Raw genomic sequence first — 18,365 nt, forward strand, 5'->3', positions numbered from 1 at the left:
TCTCTTCAGAGCTGTAAATAAAAGCTGCCGAGCGGCAGCTTTTTCGTACTCATCACAGATTAGATGTTGTACAATGATAACAATTCTGGTAAATAGAAAAGAAAAAGGATGCGTTCATTCAATCAAAATGGGGGCAGGTCACCATGCATAAGAGATGGATGTACAAAACAAGATGGACCATTATTATTTTTCTTACAGTCTGTATGCCTGTCGGACTGACGCAAGGGAACTCGGGGCAGTTGAACAGCTCCAACAATGAACAGCCGGGCCTTTCCTCCGAGGCTTATGACCCACCCATTAAAGTCTCTTTTGTCAGGGAAACAGGAGAAGATCTGCAGCGAATGATAGAGCAGCTGCCGGATGAGACATTAGTGGATAATCGCTGGACTCGGCTCTATGAAAGAGAACTGGGCATTCAGATTCGTTATGACTGGATCGCGACGGGCGACGTATACAATCAAAAGCTCGGGGTTTCCCTTGCTGCAGGACGCTTTCCCGATGTGGTCAAGGTCAACCCATATCAGCTTAGGCAGCTGAGTAATGCCAATTTGATTGAAGATTTGACCGAAGTATACCGGGATTTTGCCTCACCGCTGACCAAGAAAATTTTGGAGGCCGAAGGCAAAGGGGCATTTGATGCCGCTACGATTAACGGTAAGCTGATGGCAATTCCCGAATCCTCTTCCTCTATTGAGACAGCACAGTACTTGTGGATCAGAACGGATTGGCTGGATAAACTGGGGATGCAGGCACCTGAGACGATCGAAGATGTGTTGAAATTATCGGAAGCGTTTACATCGATGGACCCTGACGGAAATGGTAAACAGGACACCTATGGCTTGGCACTGACGAGTTATCTTTGGGACCCCGTTATGGGTGTTTCGGGATTTATGGCCGGATATGGTGCTTTCCCGAACATCTGGATCAAAAATCAAGAGGGAGAGCTCATTTACGGAGGGATACAGCCGGAAGTGCGCAAAGCGCTGCAGGTGCTGCAGACGATGTACTTGGAAGGGCAGCTTGATCCGGACTTTGCATACAAAAATGGAAGCAAGGAGTATCGTCTCATTCAGCAGGGGAAAATTGGAATGCTCTATGGCGAGCAGTGGACTCCTTTTGTTATACAATCCACCCGTGAACAGGATCCTGAAGCCGAATGGCAGGCTTTCCCTATTGCAGTTGAGGCAGGACGGAGCCTTGCTGTCCCGCTTCGTTCCAATACGGGACATTATTTTGCGGTGAGAAAAGGATTCGCCCACCCTGAAGTTGTCGTCAAGCTGATGAACTTGCATCTGGACAAGAACTGGGGACAGAACGCTGAATATGAAACGTATTATAATGATGACTCTCGCGCTGTGTGGATGCTGTCTCCGGTCACGCCTTTTCCTGGAACGAAAAATATGGATGCGTATAGAGACATTCGGGACGCAAGGGAGACGGGGGATTTCTCCGTACTGGAGAACGAAGCACTTGCCATTCACAAACGAATTGCAGCCTATGAATCCGAAGGTTTGCAGAGCGGATGGGGGTGGAAACAAACCTATGGTCCGACAGGAGCATTCAGCATTGCGGATCGTTATGAGGTGAACGGGCAGCTGCTTTATGATCAATTCACAGGCGGGATCACAGAAACGATGGTGGATCGACAGATCATCCTTCGGGATCTTCAGCTTGAAGCGTATATGAATATTATCCATGGATCGCCTATAGAAGACTTTGATCAATTTGTAAAGGATTGGCTTCAATTGGGCGGGGCCGAGATCACATCGGAGGTGAACGCATGGTATAGAACCAATGCATCACGGAATCACCAGGCGTTTGCCTTGTCCTATTAGGCAGGTATCTTTGATCTGAAATCAGGAGGGGAGAGCGTTGTTCAAGATACCGGCACAGTCGTGGTTCAACAGCATTTTTGCACGGCTGATAATGACCTACCTGGTTTTTGTCATACCTCTGATTCTTCTGGGGGTATATCTGTACCACTGGAGCTATGATACGGCAAGCGAGGAAATTTCCTTGTCTACAGAAAGGCGTCTGAGTCAATATGCCACAGAACTCAACAGGGAGATTGAGTGGATGGAGCTGCAGCAGTTTGATATTGCAGAGGACCGCAAGCTGAATCGGCTGGCGATCCTCTGGAACAACATGGACCAAATTGAAAAACGTGAAATATTAAATTATTTATCCGAGCGGTTAGCCGCTTTTAAAAACAGCAGTGCTTATATTAAGAACGTTTATGTACATATTCCTTCAGTCAACAAGAGTATTTCAGCAGTGCAGGGCATTGATGAGTACGATCAAGCTTCTTACGAATATTTCAGTTCGTCCATGCAGGAAGATGGCATTCGATTTACAGTAAAAGACGATGCGTTGAATCTGAGTGCTGTACGTGTAACAGGCAAACTAGGAGACACACCGCTGTTTGTCGTTCAGGTGGAGCTGGATAACGCTGCTTTTCAGAATGAGCTGTCACAGCTTAATCTCTATCCTGAGAGTGCCTCTCTTCTTGTTGAGGAGAGAACGGGGTTTGCTATTTTAGATCAGAACGAACGTAAAATCATTCTTGCTAACTATCGTGAATATAGTCAAAAGAACTCGCTCGACAGCTTTCGGGTAGGCGTGGAGGATACGACGTACCATGTGAATCAGCATCATATGGCGCCGCTCGGTTTATCCATTGCTACATATCTGCCTGAAAAGATGGTTACCAAACCTCTGAGCAAATTTTATAAATGGGCTTGGATTTTTGCAATTACATCCTTCATTGCGATTACAGCGTATCTCTACTCAACGTATAAACTGATTCACATTCCCCTGCTGCTGCTGGTCAAGAGGTTCAAAAAGATGGAAGGTGGTGTGCTGGATATTCCGATCGTACATCATCGTAAAGATGAATTCGGATTTCTGTACTCCCGTTTTAACCATATGATTGAGAATCTGCAGATGCTCATTGACCGTGATTTCAAAAAAACGATGATGATGCAGCGAGCTGAACTAAAACAGCTTCAATCGCAGATTAATCCACACTTTCTGTACAACAGTTTCTTTATTCTGAACTCGTTAGCGAGGACAGGAGAGACAGAGAGAATTGAACAATTCACCAATATGCTTGGGGAATATTTTCGCTTCATTACACGCAATGGAACAGATCATGTACCGCTCAAGGAAGAAGTGCATCATTCCCGTATTTATACTGAAATCCAGCAGCTGCGATTTTCCAGGCGAATCACAGTTGAATTTGGAGAGGTTCCACCTGAAATGGAGCAAATGCAGGTTCCACGGCTTATCATTCAACCGGTCATTGAAAATGCGTACGAGCACAGTCTGGAAAAGAATACGGCTGCCGGTCTGCTGCGAGTTCAATTCCAAAGGACATCATCCTGTGCAGAAATCATCGTGGAAGATAACGGGCAGGATCTTCAGACAGAAGATATTGAGAAGCTGCAGCATCTTCTGTACAATGATGCAGCGACGGAAGACATAACCGGATTAATGAATATCCATAGGCGTCTCGTTCTGACATATGGAGCGGGCAGCGGGCTTTATCTTTCACGAAGTGAGCTGCAGGGGTTAAAAGTTGTCATTCGAATCCAGTGGAAGGAAGGGGAACACGAATGTATCGACTGCTGATTGTTGATGATGAGGAGATCATTACGGATAGTTTGTATGAAACATTTGCGAGACACATGCCCGATCGTTTGGATGTATGTAAAGCATACTCCGCCGCAGAGGCACTTACCTGGATGCGAAGATCCAGAATTGATATTGTGCTGACTGACATTCGCATGCCCGGGATAAGCGGGCTGGAGCTGACGGAAGAGATTCAGAGCCGCTGGCCGCAGTGCCGTGTCATTTTTCTGACAGGACACAGTGATTTTGAATATGCGTACAAAGCTTTTCAGATGAACAATGTACGTTATCTGCTCAAAACGGAAGGGTACGATAAAGTAATGCACATGGTGGAGCAGGTCATGGAGGAGATCAGACAGAGTCATGATATGAACAATCTGGTAGAACAGCAGCGTGAGATTACCTCTCGCCTGACGGCTTTTAAACAGGATGAATACGTCCGGAAGCTTTTGCAGGAAGGTTTACCTGCTGGGTCATCTGCACAGATTCAGTCCGAGCCGTTGATCAAGGAGATGGGGTTGAAGGCTGATTCCCCAGTATATTTGGTGCTGGGGCGAAAACTGCACGAACCGGCAGAAGCCGGATCAGGATGTACTCAAAGTTCTGTGCGCATCATCGGAACATCATTATTAGGCGAACATGCAGCCTGCGCCAGCGCTGCCGATCACTACGGTGATGCGGTATGGCTGCTGCAGCCCAAAGAAGAACAAGGAGACGAAGATCAGCACTTTGCCAGATATATTGAAGGCACATTAGAGCTTGTGCAGGAATCGTGTCTTGCTTCACTCGGTGTGTCCGTTGCGTTTACATTCAGCGGTCGAGGGTGTGAATGGTCCCGAATTCCACAGCAATATGAGCGTTTGCGCTTACTGCAGTGGATGAAGATTGGTGACGGTGTGTCGATGGTGCTGACGGACAATTACGAGGAACTACAAGCGGGCATTCCAAAAGAAACTGCGCGCATCTCAAGTCGCGTGGAGGTTATGTCGGGCTTTTTAGAGACAGGACGGTTTCAATCCTTTTACGATATTTTCGAAGAGCTTACTGGTGAGCTTATGCAGCAGGATATGGCGATGGAACGGGCGATGGAGATGTATTATCACCTGGCCCTATCTCTGTATGCTGCCTTTAATCGGTGGGGGCTGAAGCAGAAAACGCCGGATCAGCGCAGCCTGCTTCATTTAAGCAATTTCCCCAGCATGAAAGATGCCGTTCAGTATCTGTATGCCGCGGCCGATGAACTGGTCAATTTCAAACGCTCAAATGAAGAGGAACGAGCCAATCTAGTCGTGCAAAGCTTATGCAATTACATTAAAAGCAATCTTGAAAAGGATCTTACGCTGGTTCGCCTGGCAGAACTGCATCATTTTAACCCTTCTTATCTGTCCAGATTTTTCAAACAGGAAATGGGCATAAATTTATCAGAGTTTATTGATGACAGCCGAATACGCAGAGCTAAGGAGCTGCTGTTAAACAACGAATTGATGGTTCGGGAAGTTGCGCTTCAAGTCGGTTATGAATCCGCCCATTCATTTACGCGGCTGTTCAAGAAACTGACCGGTATGACGCCTCAGGAGTATCGTGAGTCCTTACTTACCCGTTCCGCACAGCGGTAATCGGCAAAAAAAACGCAGAGGGCTGCTTCTGCGTTTCTTTGCTTTTTGTTTGTTATCTATTAATGAAATACACTGCGGGAAGATTTAGAAGCTGGGGCCGGTTTAGGCAGTATGAGCTTTTTGCCGACGATAGGCGTTAGGACTAGACCCGGCGTAAGCTTTGAATTTCTTGTAAAACCAATCGATATCACGGTACCCCACTTCCAACGCGATTTCGTATATTCGCAGGTTGGTGGACAGGAGGAGCTGTTTTGCTTTTTTCATTCGCTCTTGAAGCATGTAGTCATTAAAAGAAATGTTCTCTTCCATTTTAAATTTTTGTCCCAAATAGGCACAGTTAAAGTGCAGCATATCGGCAATTTTTTTCAGAGTAATCTCTTCATTTAAGTGATCTCTTACATACGCTTTTACAATCCGGATCACATGGCTGGAATCCAAAGCTTTGCCATTAAGCTGAATTGTTGGCTTAATGGCAGGGCTTTTTTTCATAGACACGGGCCCGAGTTTGTTCTGAAGTCCACGCAGACTTTGCAGCAGTGCAGCAGGTCTGACAGGGGAGGGTAGATAATCATTCACCTGATACGTCATGGCTTTGCGAACCAGTCTGAATTGATCTCTTCCACCGAGCAGGAGGATGGGGATATCACTCGTTTTTCGAATGTGGTGACACAACCATAATCCAGCAGTATCGTATCGCTCCGTGTGCACAACGACAACGCTGAAGTCTCGATTAGACAATGCATGGAGAGCATCGCTTGAAGTAGAGACTGAATCTGTGATTGTAAGAGGGAATTTGTTGTCTTCGAGCAGCTGTCTTAGCTCTTTACACAGACGGCGGCTGTAATCTACAAGTAAAATATTGTACACGAAACATGACCTCACCTTCTCCTGATATTCCGATCAACTGTTCAACTGAAATAAGGCTTAATTTCATTATGGGAAGAAAAGAAAGCGCATACAATGTGCATTATTTTGCAGAGAGTGCATTTCTTTACCAATTGTTTGTGAAATCATCTATATTCCTGTTCAAACCGGCACGATCTATAATTTGTCGGGGTAAACACCTGTATTTAAGCAGGTTGTTTGCGCTTACATTTGGAGGATACACTTTGAGGGCACACGACAATCAGGGGGGAAGACAATGAAGAAAAACAAGTTTATGCTGCTCAGTCTGATATTTGCAGCCATGTTGTTGATCAACGCCTGCAGCTCTGCACCTGCTGCCGAGCCTGCACCGGAAAAACCCGCACCACAGGAAGAGCAGGCACCGGCTGAAACGGAGCCAAAGAATGAAAATTCTACGCCTGAGATGGATTTCGACATGGGCGGCAGAACGATTAAAGTGGTAGCTTGGTGGGATATGCAGATTACAGATAACAACCCGGACAATATTAAACGTATCGAAAACCTGGAAGCTCTGAAGAAAAAACATAACTTCAACATTGAATACGTATCCATTGATTTTGGTGAGTATCAGGAGAAAGTTGTTGCCTCCCTGATGGCAGGTGAACCGCTGGGCGACTTTGTAAGACTGGGTAAAAACTACGCGATACCAGCACTGACCAAACAGGATCTGTTGTGGCCAGTAGATGATTATATCAAGAACGACAAGGTATTCAACCAAAAAACAACCAAAGAATACATGCAGTATGAGGGCAAAGGTTATGGTTTCACAGAAGATAAATCTTCCTTCATTAATGGCATATTCTACAACCGTACACTTATGCAGGAGCTTGGACTGAAGCCGCTGCAGGAATACGTGGATGCTGATGAATGGAATTGGGATAATTTCCTGGCTGTTGCCAAACAGGCCAACAAGGATCGTAATAATGATGGCAAGCTGGATACATGGGGACTTGCTCAAACGGGCCTCCTCGAACCGATCCTGTATTCTAACGAAGCTTCCCTGACGAAAGAGGATAAACAGAACCTCGAAGACCCAAAAACAAAAGAAGCACTCAACTTCTTGAACAAATTGGCTACAGAGAAAGTGGGCAGACCGACAGAAGGCGGTGACTGGACTGAACCAGCTACTTTCTTCCGTCAAGGAAATACACTGATGTATTCTGGCGCGATGTATGAAATCGAAGGCATCAAAACAGATATGCCGGACTACGATATCGGCTTCCTGCCGTATCCAAAAGGGCCGAGCGCTTCAGCATATCACTCTGGTGAATCCCGCTACCAGGCAATCACAATTCCTAAAGCGGTAGAAAATCCGGAGCAGCTGATGTATATCTGGGAAAAAATCAATGAAATCGATTCGATTTATGATTATCCGGAACAATCCACTTTGGAGAGACACTTGACGGATGAAGCAGATATCAACAACGCCAGAGAGGTGGCAGCTGGAATGCTTGTGCTCGATCACAACACCTTCCCGTCACTGCCTTATTGGGATTTTGATGGAGAGCTGAAAGAAGGCGTTTCCGTATCTACGCTGATCGAGAAATACAAGGCTCCTTTCCAGGCCGCAATCGATGAGGTATACAAATAAGCACTACTTCATACGGGCAGAACGCGCGAGCAGTTGGTGCGGTCTGCCCGGGTAGGGCGTGTCTGAAAAATCCGAAGGAAGCAGGTTTTGTCGGATTTTCGTTCCAAGCAAGGAAGTTTTCCGCAGGCGTGCCGGGGCACGTCAAGGGAAAGTGACGCAGCAGGGGGCGAAAAGACGGTAAAAGATGCACTTCAGCGAGTTTTAAGACACGCCCTAGTCAATCGTTCATTTGTCGATACGCTTACAGGAAAGGGGATACTTTCAAACATGCGGTCACGTAAGAAAAAGGGACTGATTCTGGTACTTGTTCTGGCTTTGGTGTTCTCGATCATCGTGATCTATCCATCAAAGAATCAGAGCCCCGGGATAGTACATGCACTTGAGGATTTTGAAGCTGTATCGGGCACCAGGGATTCACGAAGCTATGAAAATTATCAGGATAAGTATGCAAGCACTGCCAAACCGGATACAACCGTGAGGGTTGAAGGTGAAGCTTACACCCAGGCGGAAAATGGAGAGTTCGAGGTCGTAAAGGGATATGCGGGGCTGGATGGCAGTGCTGTCATTACACCCGAATCCGGAACCATTCGTTGGGATGTCCCCGTTCAAGTGAGTGGTTTATATAACGTTCGCGTTCATTATTTTCCTGTCGAAGGAAAAAGCTCGGGTATCGAGCGCAAGCTGGAGTTAAACGGGGAGGTTCCTTTCAGAGAAGCAGATGTACTTCTATTCGACAGGGTATGGGGGAATCGCGAAGATCATGTGCGTCAGGACGATCGAGGTAATGATCTCAGGCCAAGACAGGTAGAAAAACCTGAATGGCAGCTTGCTTCGTTTCGAGACAGTGCCGGGTATTTCGAGGAACCGTTCCAGTTTTATTTTGAAAAGGGCACCCAGCAATTATCTCTGACCTCTCTGAGAGAGAGTATGGCGATTGATTATATTGAATTGTATCAGGAAGAGGCTGTTCCTGCGTATGCGGAACTGAAGAAAACCTATGATTCATTAGGTTTAAAGCCAGCGAGTCCCGTGATGCTTAAAGTACAAGGGGAAGAAGCGGTAACCAAATCCTCTCCCACACTTGCGCCAATCTCGGATCGGTCCAGTCCATCACTTGAACCCTACGATGTATCCAAAATCAGGGTCAACGCGATCGGAGGCATGAACTGGAAGCTTCCGGGCGAGTGGGTGGAGTGGGAGGTTGATGTTCCGGAGGATGGACTATATCAGATTGCTCTTAAAGTGAAGCAGGATCAGCTTCGCGGCATTTATGCCACGCGCAGTCTCACAATTAATGGCAAAGCTCCGTTCGAAGAAATGAAACGCATTCGGTTCAACTACAGTCCGGCCTGGCAGACACAGGTACTTGGAAATGGTGGAGAAGAACCATATCTGTTTCATCTTGAGAAAGGCAAGCATCGCTTACGGATGACAGTCACACTGGGCGATATCGCCCCGTTACTGCGTACCGTTGAATCAAGCGTACTTGAATTGAATGAGATGTACCGCAAAATTTTGATGATTACCTCCAATAAACCTGATCCACTTCGGGATTATCAACTGGAGAAACGTATACCCGAGATGACGGAGGTTTTTGAAAAACAAGCCGTGATTCTTACTTCTGTAGCCGAGTATCTGGAAAAGGCAACTGGAGAACAGAGTGATAAGGTAGCCATTCTGCATGCGATGGTCGTGCAGCTGAAAGATATGGCAGCAAGGCCGGAAACGGTTCCGAAACGGCTGGATACATTTAAAATCAACGTCGGCGGTCTCGGTACATGGATTCTGACCGTACGTGAGCAGCCGATTACGATGGATTACCTGATCGTTGCTCCACCAGGGCAGGAGCTGCCGAAAGCAGCGGCATCTGCCGTACAGCAGGTGAAGCACGAACTGGGTGCCTATGTCGCATCGTACACAGAAGATTATGACAGCATCGGAAATGTGGAGAAAAAGAAGGACGCCATTACCGTCTGGATCACAACAGGACGAGATCAGGCTCAGGTGCTCAAGGGCATGATTGACGATACGTTTACACCGGATACGGACGTATCCGTTCAGCTGCGTCTGGTGCCGCCGAATATTCTGCTGCCTGCGACACTTGCCGGGGAAGGACCGGATGTGGCCATGCAGATGGGCGAAGATATTCCTGTTAACTACGCGATGAGAAATGCAGCAGCGGATTTGAGCAAATTTCCGGATTTCAAAGATGTGGCATCCCGATTCCGTGCAAGCGGATTAACGCCGTATGAGTATAACGAGGGAGTATACGCACTCCCGGAGCAGCAGCATTTTCCAATGCTCTTTTACCGGAAAGATATTCTGAATGAATTAGGTCTGGAGCCGCCAAAAACATGGCAGGACGTGTATAATGCGATCGCAGTTCTGCAAAAGCATAATATGGAGTTCTACCTGCCTATTGAGGACACATTGAACAACGCAAACATGGTTCCTAATGCAACCTTTGCGATGCTTTTGTATCAGAATGACGGCAGATTCTATGCGGAAGACGGTAAAAAAAGTGCACTTGATTCAGAAATATCGATGGAAGCATTCAAACGATGGACGCAGTTTTATACCAATTATAAATTTCCGCTCAAAGCAGACTTCCCGAACCGTTTCCGTACAGGGGAGATGCCCATCGGGATTGCCGATTACACGACCTACAACATGCTGACGGTATTAGCACCGGAAATTCGCAACTTGTGGGACTTTACCATTGTACCCGGCACGCAGCTTCCGGACGGTTCCATCAGACATGAGGTAGCCAGTGCAACCAGTGCTGTAATGATGCTTGAGAATGCTGGCAATAAGGAAGCGGCATGGAAGTTCATGAAATGGTGGACAGATGAATCCACCCAGATTGAGTACGGACGGGAAATGGAAGGTCTGATGGGAGCGGCTGCCCGTTACCCGACAGCTAACATTGAAGCGTTAGAGCAGTTACCTTGGCCGGTGAAGGATTATCAAAACCTGAAGAAGCAGTGGGAATGGGTACAGGGCATCCCGCAGATGCCAGGGGGTTATTTTACAGGCCGACATCTGGATAATGCCTTCCGTAAAGTGGTTAACGCGAGTGAAAATCCGCGTGAAGCCCTGTCAGACTATGTACTTTATATTGACGATGAGATTGAACTGAAGCGCAAGGAATTTAATCTGGAATAAAGGAAAGGGAGGGTAACGGTTGCAAGCCAAAACATCCAAGACAGCCGCCGCTCCTGTCATGCATACACGCGAGGTCGGCTGGTGGTCCCTATTGAAAAGGAATCTGTATCTCAGCAGGCATTATTACGTATTGATGGCACCATTTATGCTGATCTTTTTCATGTTTACAGTCATTCCGGTCGGCATTTCGTTGGGCCTAAGCTTTTTTCACTTCAATATGCTGGAACTGCCTCGTTTTGTCGGTTGGCAGAACTACTCACGGTTGTTCCTGAACGATGATGTATTCCTGATCGCACTTAAAAACACACTGCTGTTTGCCGTGATCACCGGTCCGGTCAGTTACATCGCCTGTTTCCTGTTTGCCTGGATCATTAATGAACTGTCTCCTAAAGTCCGGGCAGTCATGACACTGGTGTTCTATGCACCATCCATATCAGGCAATGTGTTTTTTATCTGGCTGATCATCTTCTCTGGAGACAGCTACGGTTATATGAATGGTTTTCTGATGCGCCTCGGTGTAATTCTGGAGCCGATTCAATGGCTTGCCAATGAGAAGTATGTACTCGGCATCGTCATTCTGGTGCAGCTGTGGCTTAGCCTCGGTACCAGCTTTCTGGCCTTTATTGCGGGTCTGCAGACGATTGACCGTTCACTTGTGGAAGCAGGAACCGTAGACGGAATTAAAAACCGCTGGCAGGAGCTCTGGTACATCACACTGCCATCCATGCGGCCGCAGCTGATGTTTGGGGCAGTCATGCAGATTACAGCGTCGTTTGCTGTAGCTGAAATCTCGATTGCGCTGGCCGGATTCCCGAGTGTTAACTATGCAGCACATACGGTAGTCACGCATCTGATGGACTTTGGTACGATCCGCTTTGAAATGGGATATGCTTCAGCGATCGCAACGGTCCTGTTTGCTCTGATGCTTGGAACAAACGTGTTTACGCAAAAAATGCTGAGAAAGATAGGTGAATGACCATGACCAGCAAAGTACGTGCCATGTTCGGCATGCCAAAGAGACTTAATCGGTCATTTACCGTCAGTTTCATGCTGTTTGCGCTGCTGGCTGTGTTCGGATCATTTATGGTACTTCCGCTGATTTATGCGGTAAACAATGCCTTTAAGCCGCTGGATGAGCTGTTTATTTTCCCGCCACGCTTCTGGGTGAACAATCCGACAACGGAAAACTTTGCAGATTTGATTAACCTGATGGGTAATTCCTGGGTACCATTATCCCGCTATATCGCCAACACGCTGCTCATTACACTCGTGGGTACAGCAGGTCATATCCTGCTTGCTTCTGCAGCGGCGTACCCGCTGGCGAAATATCGTTTTCCAGGTTCCAAAATCTTGTTCACCATTGTTATTCTGTCCCTGATGTTCTCGCCGCACGTGACGGCGATTCCGAACTACATGGTCATGTCTTGGCTTGGCTGGATCAATACACATGCATCCATTATCGTGCCTTCGCTGGCCTTCTCACTTGGGTTGTTCCTGATGAAACAGTTCATGGAACAGATTCCTGATGCACTGCTGGAGGCAGCGAAGATTGATGGTGCGAACGAATATCGCATTTTCTGGAGCATCGTCATGCCAAATGTGAAGCCCGCGTGGCTTACGCTTATGATCCTGCAGTTCCCGGCGCTGTGGGGAACAGATGGTGGAAGTTTCATCTATAGTGAAAACCTTAAAACGCTGCATTATGCGCTCAGTCAGATTGTGCAGGGCGGGATTGCCAGGGCAGGGGTCGGTGCTGCAGTAGCACTGCTGCTTATGATCGTTCCGATTACACTGTTTGTGATCTCTCAGAGCAGTGTCATGCAGACGATGGCTACTTCGGGCATGAAAGAATAGAAAGGAGGCAGCAAAGTGCAGCAAAGCACACGGAAAAGCACATGGAAACATCGGAAATGGGTCATCATGGGCATGGTCTGCCTCCTGCTGTTCAGTTCAGCAGCACTGCCTGCAAGCGCAGACGGTGAAGCAGATGCCTATCATTATTCCTACTATGGAGATGCCGTTCCGGCTCCGGCTGCTTATGAAGCGTCGATGATTATTACAGGCAGGACGCTGAATATCAGCTCGTTCAAGGAACCTAGTGATATGCATGTTACACCAGACGAGCGTGTCTACGTACTTGATTCGGGCAATGGCCGGATTGTGGAGCTCGACCGTAACTTCAAGCTCGTGCGGACCATTGATTCCTTCAAAAACGCCGGTAAACAAGATCAGTTCAAAAACCCTCAGGGGTTGTTTGTAACGGAAAAAGGCGATTTGCTGGTCGCCGATTCGGAGAATCACCGGGTCGTGCATCTGGATGACAAGGGACAGCTCGTCAAGATCGTATCCGAACCGAAGTCCGACTTATTGAATGAAGACTTTCAATTCAAACCTATTCGGATTGTGATGGATAAAGGGGAACGAATCTACGTCATGGCCGCAGGGGTATTTGATGGATTTATGGAATTCAGCGCAGATGGCGAATTCTCATCTTTTATCGGCGCGAACCGGGTTCAGGTTGATCCGGTAGAGTATCTCTGGAAACGATTTGCTACCCGGGAACAGCGAAGCCAAATGGTGATGTTCACTCCTACCGAATTCACCAATCTGGATATGGACGAAGAAGGTTTCATCTATGCAACTAGCGGCGATCGCGGCAAAGACCCGATCAAAAAATTAAATGCCCAGGGAACGGACATTTTGCGTAGAGAAGGTTATGCAGCTCCTCAAGGTGATCTGCGCTATTCAACCGAAGGCGGAGCATCCCGGTTGATTGATGTGGACGTGGGTGACAGCGATATGTATTCTGTGCTGGACTCGAACAAAGGCCGTATTTTCACTTATAATGGCGACGGTTATCTGCTTCATATTTTTGGCGGCATCGGGAACCGAACGGGTATGTTCAATACCCCAGTCGCGCTTGAACGAGCGGGAGACCGGATGCTCGTGCTGGACAAAGCGCTTGGCGAGATTACCGTATTCGAGACGACAGAGTACGGACGTATTCTGCATGATGCAGTTCGCAGTTATTATAACGGGGAGGAAGATCAGTCTTCGCAGCTATTTGCGAAGGCAGCCGAGATGAACGCTAATCTGGAGTATGCCTATGCAGGTATCGGCAAAGCGCTGCTGCGCCAGAAGGAGTACGCCGAGTCTGCAGAATACTTCAAACAAAGTATGGAGCGTAAAGGGTATTCCAAAGCTTTTCTTCTGTACCGTAAAGAATTGATGCGTGAGCATTTTTCATGGGTGATGTCCGGTATATTCCTGGCTGCAGCGGCGTTCGTCACCGTCATCATCGTTCGCAGACAGAAAAGGAGGACAACGAATGCAGGCATCAAGTAAACAATTGTACCAATATCCGCTGCATCTGATTTTCCACCCATTCGACGGATATTGGGAATTGAAATATGAACGGAACCAAAAAACAACACTGCTGATCGCCTTGATGATTATGGTGCTGCTGATTGTCACTAAAATTTTGCAGGCGCAGTACAGCGGCTTTCTAATTAATTATAACAATCCCAAGTATCTGAACAGCCTGCTTGAGATGGTGTATGTGATCGTACCTGTACTGTTTTGGTGTGTTGCCAACTGGTCGCTCACAACACTGATGGATGGGGAAGGCAAGTTCTCGGAAATCTTCATGTCTACCTGTTTTGCGCTGGTACCGATGTTTTTGGTACATTTTCCGTGGATTTGGCTGAGTCTTGCTATTTCTGAACAGGAAACGGCATTTTATTACTTTTCCAACGCTATTGCGGTTTGCTGGACCATCTATCTGCTGTTTGTAGGCAATATGACTGTCCATCAGTACACACCAGCCAAAACGATTCTCACGATGCTGCTCACGCTTGTAGCTATGGCATTTATGGCATTTTTATGCTTGTTGTTCTTCAGCCTCGTGCAGCAGATTGTATCTTTTGTTTATACCATCTATCAGGAATTAGTGCTTCGGGGCTAGGAAGGAGGAAATCACAATGAAATATGCCGCAGCCAAAAAAATAACCGGAATACTGCTGGTGAGCAGTTTACTTCTAAGCGGTTGTCAGTTCTCGCCATCAACGGCGACTCGCGAGACGGCAGCAGATGTTAGTCAAGTGGAGACTCCTTCCCTGCCTCCCGGAGAAAAACTGAAATCTGCTTTTAGCGATACACGCATTCCCGGCATGATCGGCATCGCCCGAAATGACGCACTGCAGCTTTTCATCAACGAAGAGACTGCCGAGATTGCCATAGTTCACAGCCAGAGCGGACAAATCTGGCGCAGTAATCCAGCAGACCGCGAGAAGGATGGCGCTGCAGCCGGAATTAACAAGGATCTTTTGTCCTCCCAATCCAGACTCAGCTTCTTCAACAGTTCGGGTCAGAGCAGTATGGTGAATTCGTACACGGACAGCACTCGGCATAAGCAGGTGAGCTATGAAGCACTGCCAAGCGGTGTTCGGGTTCACTATCAATTCGGCAGCACCGAGCGTTCCATTGAAGATTTGCCCGTGAAGATTAGCAAGGAACGTTTTGAACAAAACCTGCTGGCAAAGCTCGATAAATCAGGCGAACGGGCGCTGAAAGTTGGATATGCGGAAGATAAGGATGAAGGGGTATACGTTCGGATTGACAAGGCGATGCAGGGACTCCAGCTGACCCGCGCGTTGAAAGCGTTTGAAGACGCAGGTTATACCGAAGAGGATCTTGCAAAGGATCATGCCGAACATGGAATTGAGCACGAACGAAGCGGGCCGCGCCTGTTTATGCTCACGATGGAGTATGAACTGGACGGCGATCAGCTGCGGGTGAGGGTTCCGGCGTCCGGCATTCATTTCCCGGAAGAATATCCAATTAACACGATATCTGTGCTGGAATATTTCGGAGCCGGAGGTTCCAAGGAAGAGGGAGCTATGCTGGTTCCGGACGGGTCAGGAGCGCTGATTCATTTTAACAACGGCAAATTACAGTACCCTTCCTACCAGCAGGATATTTACGGCCCGGATCTGACAATGAAGGTTCGGGAAGCAGGTTCGAACGAAAGTAAGGCAAGATTACCGGTCTTTGGAGTCATTCGTCCGGAGGGAGCGTTCCTCGGCATCATCGAGGAAGGGGATGCGGTGGCTGTGGTGAATGCCGATATTAGCGGTAAACTGAACAGCTACAATAACGTATATCCGAGCTTTTATGTCGTGAATAAAAGTGATATAACCCTTCAGTCCAGTGACATGGTTCGTACACTGCCGAAATTCCAGAATAAACCAACGTCATCCGACTTCGTTGTCCGTTACGCATTTGTGGGGGCGGAACAGGCTTCATATTCGGGTCTCGCTTCAGTGTACCGGGAGTATTTACAGCAGACAGGAGGACTCCCTGAACTGAAAGCTGGAAATGAACAGACAGGTATCCCGTTCTATCTGAAGCTGTTCGGAGGAATGGCAACCAGGCAGCATATGCTTGGCATACCGTATAACTCTACTGAGGCTCTCACGACATTTGAGGAGGGCAAAGCCATTCTATCCAAGCTCTCCGAGAAAAACGTATCTAACATTCAGCTTCGCTACGCTGGATGGTTCAACGACGGACTGCACCACAGATTACCGGATTCCATCAAAGTGGACGGCGTGATTGGCGGGAAAAAGGGTATGAAGGAATTCAGCGCTTACACAAGTGAAGCAGGAATCGGATTTTATCCTGATGTCGCCGTGCTGAACGTTCAGTCCAAAAAAGGATTCCGCCCTTCCAGTGAGGCTTCGCGGACTCTAACGCAGGAACCGGCTATCTTGTATCCGATGGACCCTGCATTGGAGCGTCGGGCGAAGGATTTAACAGCATCTTATGTCCTTTCACCTAACGAGATTACCGATGTGACAACAGGTATGCTGAAGGATATGAAAGCGCTGCAAGTGGAAGGTATATCGCTGAAAGATATGGCTGAACAATTAAACAGCGACATGAATCCTAAAAAATTACTGGATCGGACGCAGGCGCTGGAAACGATCCGTCAAGCTTTGGATCAGATCAAACAGCAAACCGGCTCCATCGTTGCTGAAGGCGGCAACGCTTATGCGCTTCCTTATGTTGCAGGACTTACCGATGCTCCGATGAGCAGCAGCAGATTCAAACTGGAGGATGAAGAAATTCCGTTCTTCCAACTGGTTGTACACGGCAGTGTGGCTTATACGGGTTCACCGTACAATTTGTCGACATATACCAATGCAAGGCAGTATGTGCTGAAACTGATTGAATATGGAGCAAGTCCTTATTTTGCCTGGTTTAATGCGCCTAACCATGTAGTGAAAGAAACGGATTACAACAATCTCTATGCTGCGAATTATGAGCAGTGGATTGATCTGGCTTCAGATATTTATAACGAAGTCAGCCAAGTAAACCAGCCGTTCACGGGTAAACCGATGATCTCTCATGAAACCTTGGCCGAAGGCGTATTCCGAACAATGTATGAAGGCGGAGGATATGTGATTGTCAATTACAACGACGCTCCTGTTAATGTAGAGAATCATACCGTAGAAGCCCTAAGTTATGTGACTGGTGGTGAGCAGCTCTGAAGACACTCCTGAAGTTCAAATGGGGAAGTCGTACGTATGCTCAGCAGAAAGCAATGTGGGGTGTCATCTACGTACTTCCGTGGCTTATTGGTTTTATACTGTTTTTCTTTGTTCCGCTGCTCGCATCGCTGCGCTACAGCATGAGCACGATTCAGGCTAATGCAGAGGGAATTGCCATTCAATTTACGGGACTCGCCAATTATATTCAGGCACTCACCGTTAATACAAGCTTTAACAGGGCACTAATTGAATCCATTACAGACGTGCTTGTCAACGTACCTCTTATTGTCATTTTCAGCTTATTCCTGGCAGTTATTCTGAATCAGAAATTCAGAGGCCGTGCCGTGGCAAGATCTATCTTTTTCCTGCCAGTCATTCTGGCATCCGGTGTCATTATGTCGCTCGAAAGCACAAGTTTGATTGAAGCTGTGAATCAGAGCAGCACAGGCGGAAGTGCTTTTGGCACATTGGAACTGGAAAGTCTGATGCTTAACGCAGGTGTAAGTGAATGGGTAGTTACGTATTTGAGCGGAGCAGTCGATCGCATATACCAGATTGTAAGCCAATCCGGTGTACAGATTCTGATCTTCCTGGCCGGTATACAAACGATCTCTCCGCAGCTGTATGAGGCTTCCAAGATGGAAGGCGCGACAGGATACGAAGCGTTCTGGAAAATTACATTTCCGATGGTCAGCCCGCTTATTTTTGTTAACGCGATCTACACCATCATTGATTCGTTTGCTAATAATGCAATGACGAAACTGATCCGTGATACGGGATTTGTCAAATTTGATTTTGGTCTCAGTTCTGCTATGGCCTGGGTGTATTTCGCGGCTATTGCTGTCATTCTTGTGATCGTATCCGTCATTTTCTCGAAACGAGTTTTCTATCAAGATTAGAAAGGAG

Annotated in this window: 12 protein-coding genes; 11 read left to right on the forward strand and 1 reads right to left on the reverse strand. The window is 47.4% G+C overall.

The features are described 5' to 3' along the window. The first annotated feature begins 143 nt into the window (after window positions 1–143). The 3 genes from MKY97_RS13980 to MKY97_RS13990 are packed head-to-tail and all read left to right on the forward strand — an operon-like array spanning window position 144 to window position 5,246. Window positions 144–1,835, forward strand: coding sequence for an extracellular solute-binding protein (locus tag MKY97_RS13980; RefSeq protein WP_342556002.1), 1,692 nt, complete (start codon window positions 144–146; stop codon window positions 1,833–1,835). 37 nt (window positions 1,836–1,872) lie between these two features. After that, window positions 1,873–3,630, forward strand: coding sequence for a histidine kinase (locus MKY97_RS13985; RefSeq protein WP_342556003.1), 1,758 nt, complete (start codon window positions 1,873–1,875; stop codon window positions 3,628–3,630). After that, entirely contained in the window at window positions 3,615–5,246 is a 1,632-nt protein-coding gene (locus MKY97_RS13990) for a response regulator (RefSeq protein ID WP_342556004.1), read from the forward strand. Before MKY97_RS13985 ends, MKY97_RS13990 begins: the two co-directional genes overlap by 16 nt. Before the next feature lie 102 nt (window positions 5,247–5,348). Here MKY97_RS13990 and MKY97_RS13995 read toward each other — a convergent pair whose 3' ends face one another. Next, a complete protein-coding gene (locus MKY97_RS13995; RefSeq protein WP_342556005.1) occupies window positions 5,349–6,113 on the reverse strand; it encodes a helix-turn-helix domain-containing protein in 765 nt (254 codons plus the stop codon). A gap of 274 nt (window positions 6,114–6,387) precedes the next feature. Between MKY97_RS13995 and MKY97_RS14000 the strand changes: the two genes are divergently transcribed. From MKY97_RS14000 to MKY97_RS14035, 8 genes are all read left to right on the forward strand, one after another. Then, window positions 6,388–7,743 carry an extracellular solute-binding protein gene (locus MKY97_RS14000; RefSeq protein ID WP_342556006.1) on the forward strand — a complete coding sequence of 452 codons (1,356 nt, stop codon included), beginning with the start codon at window positions 6,388–6,390 and terminating at the stop codon, window positions 7,741–7,743. A 267-nt stretch (window positions 7,744–8,010) separates the two neighbouring features. After that, window positions 8,011–10,908, forward strand: coding sequence for an extracellular solute-binding protein (locus MKY97_RS14005; RefSeq protein WP_342556007.1), 2,898 nt, complete (start codon window positions 8,011–8,013; stop codon window positions 10,906–10,908). Window positions 10,909–10,927: 19 nt separating this feature from the next. Continuing rightward, a complete protein-coding gene (locus MKY97_RS14010; protein WP_342556008.1) occupies window positions 10,928–11,884 on the forward strand; it encodes a sugar ABC transporter permease in 957 nt (318 codons plus the stop codon). A 2-nt stretch (window positions 11,885–11,886) separates the two neighbouring features. After that, window positions 11,887–12,762 carry a carbohydrate ABC transporter permease gene (locus MKY97_RS14015; protein WP_342556009.1) on the forward strand — a complete coding sequence of 292 codons (876 nt, stop codon included), beginning with the start codon at window positions 11,887–11,889 and terminating at the stop codon, window positions 12,760–12,762. Between the two features lie 72 nt (window positions 12,763–12,834). Beyond that, window positions 12,835–14,253 carry an NHL repeat-containing protein gene (locus MKY97_RS14020; protein WP_342556329.1) on the forward strand — a complete coding sequence of 473 codons (1,419 nt, stop codon included), beginning with the start codon at window positions 12,835–12,837 and terminating at the stop codon, window positions 14,251–14,253. After that, a complete protein-coding gene (locus tag MKY97_RS14025; protein ID WP_342556010.1) occupies window positions 14,237–14,872 on the forward strand; it encodes a Yip1 family protein in 636 nt (211 codons plus the stop codon). Before MKY97_RS14020 ends, MKY97_RS14025 begins: the two co-directional genes overlap by 17 nt. Before the next feature lie 16 nt (window positions 14,873–14,888). Then, complete coding sequence (locus tag MKY97_RS14030) at window positions 14,889–17,459, forward strand: DUF5696 domain-containing protein (protein WP_342556011.1); 2,571 nt, start codon at window positions 14,889–14,891, stop codon at window positions 17,457–17,459. Window positions 17,460–17,512: 53 nt separating this feature from the next. Next, the gene (locus MKY97_RS14035; protein WP_342556012.1) at window positions 17,513–18,358 is read left to right on the forward strand and encodes a sugar ABC transporter permease; all 846 of its coding nucleotides are present in this window, start codon (window positions 17,513–17,515) and stop codon (window positions 18,356–18,358) included. Window positions 18,359–18,365 lie beyond the last annotated feature (7 nt).

This window comes from Paenibacillus sp. FSL R7-0652 (assembly GCF_038595045.1).
GTDB lineage: Bacteria > Bacillota > Bacilli > Paenibacillales > Paenibacillaceae > Paenibacillus.

What these genes read in the sequence shown, in the direction of transcription:
- MKY97_RS14015 (WP_342556009.1), top strand. Translation starts at nt 11,887, where the DNA reads ATGACCAGCAAAGTACGTGCCATGTTCGGCATGCCAAAGAGACTTAAT.
- MKY97_RS14020 (WP_342556329.1), top strand. Translation starts at nt 12,835, where the DNA reads ATGGTCTGCCTCCTGCTGTTCAGTTCAGCAGCACTGCCTGCAAGCGCA.
- MKY97_RS14035 (WP_342556012.1), top strand. Translation starts at nt 17,513, where the DNA reads ATGTGGGGTGTCATCTACGTACTTCCGTGGCTTATTGGTTTTATACTG.
- MKY97_RS13980 (WP_342556002.1), top strand. Translation starts at nt 144, where the DNA reads ATGCATAAGAGATGGATGTACAAAACAAGATGGACCATTATTATTTTT.
- MKY97_RS14005 (WP_342556007.1), top strand. Translation starts at nt 8,011, where the DNA reads ATGCGGTCACGTAAGAAAAAGGGACTGATTCTGGTACTTGTTCTGGCT.
- MKY97_RS14000 (WP_342556006.1), top strand. Translation starts at nt 6,388, where the DNA reads ATGAAGAAAAACAAGTTTATGCTGCTCAGTCTGATATTTGCAGCCATG.
- MKY97_RS13990 (WP_342556004.1), top strand. Translation starts at nt 3,615, where the DNA reads ATGTATCGACTGCTGATTGTTGATGATGAGGAGATCATTACGGATAGT.
- MKY97_RS14030 (WP_342556011.1), top strand. Translation starts at nt 14,889, where the DNA reads ATGAAATATGCCGCAGCCAAAAAAATAACCGGAATACTGCTGGTGAGC.
- MKY97_RS14025 (WP_342556010.1), top strand. Translation starts at nt 14,237, where the DNA reads ATGCAGGCATCAAGTAAACAATTGTACCAATATCCGCTGCATCTGATT.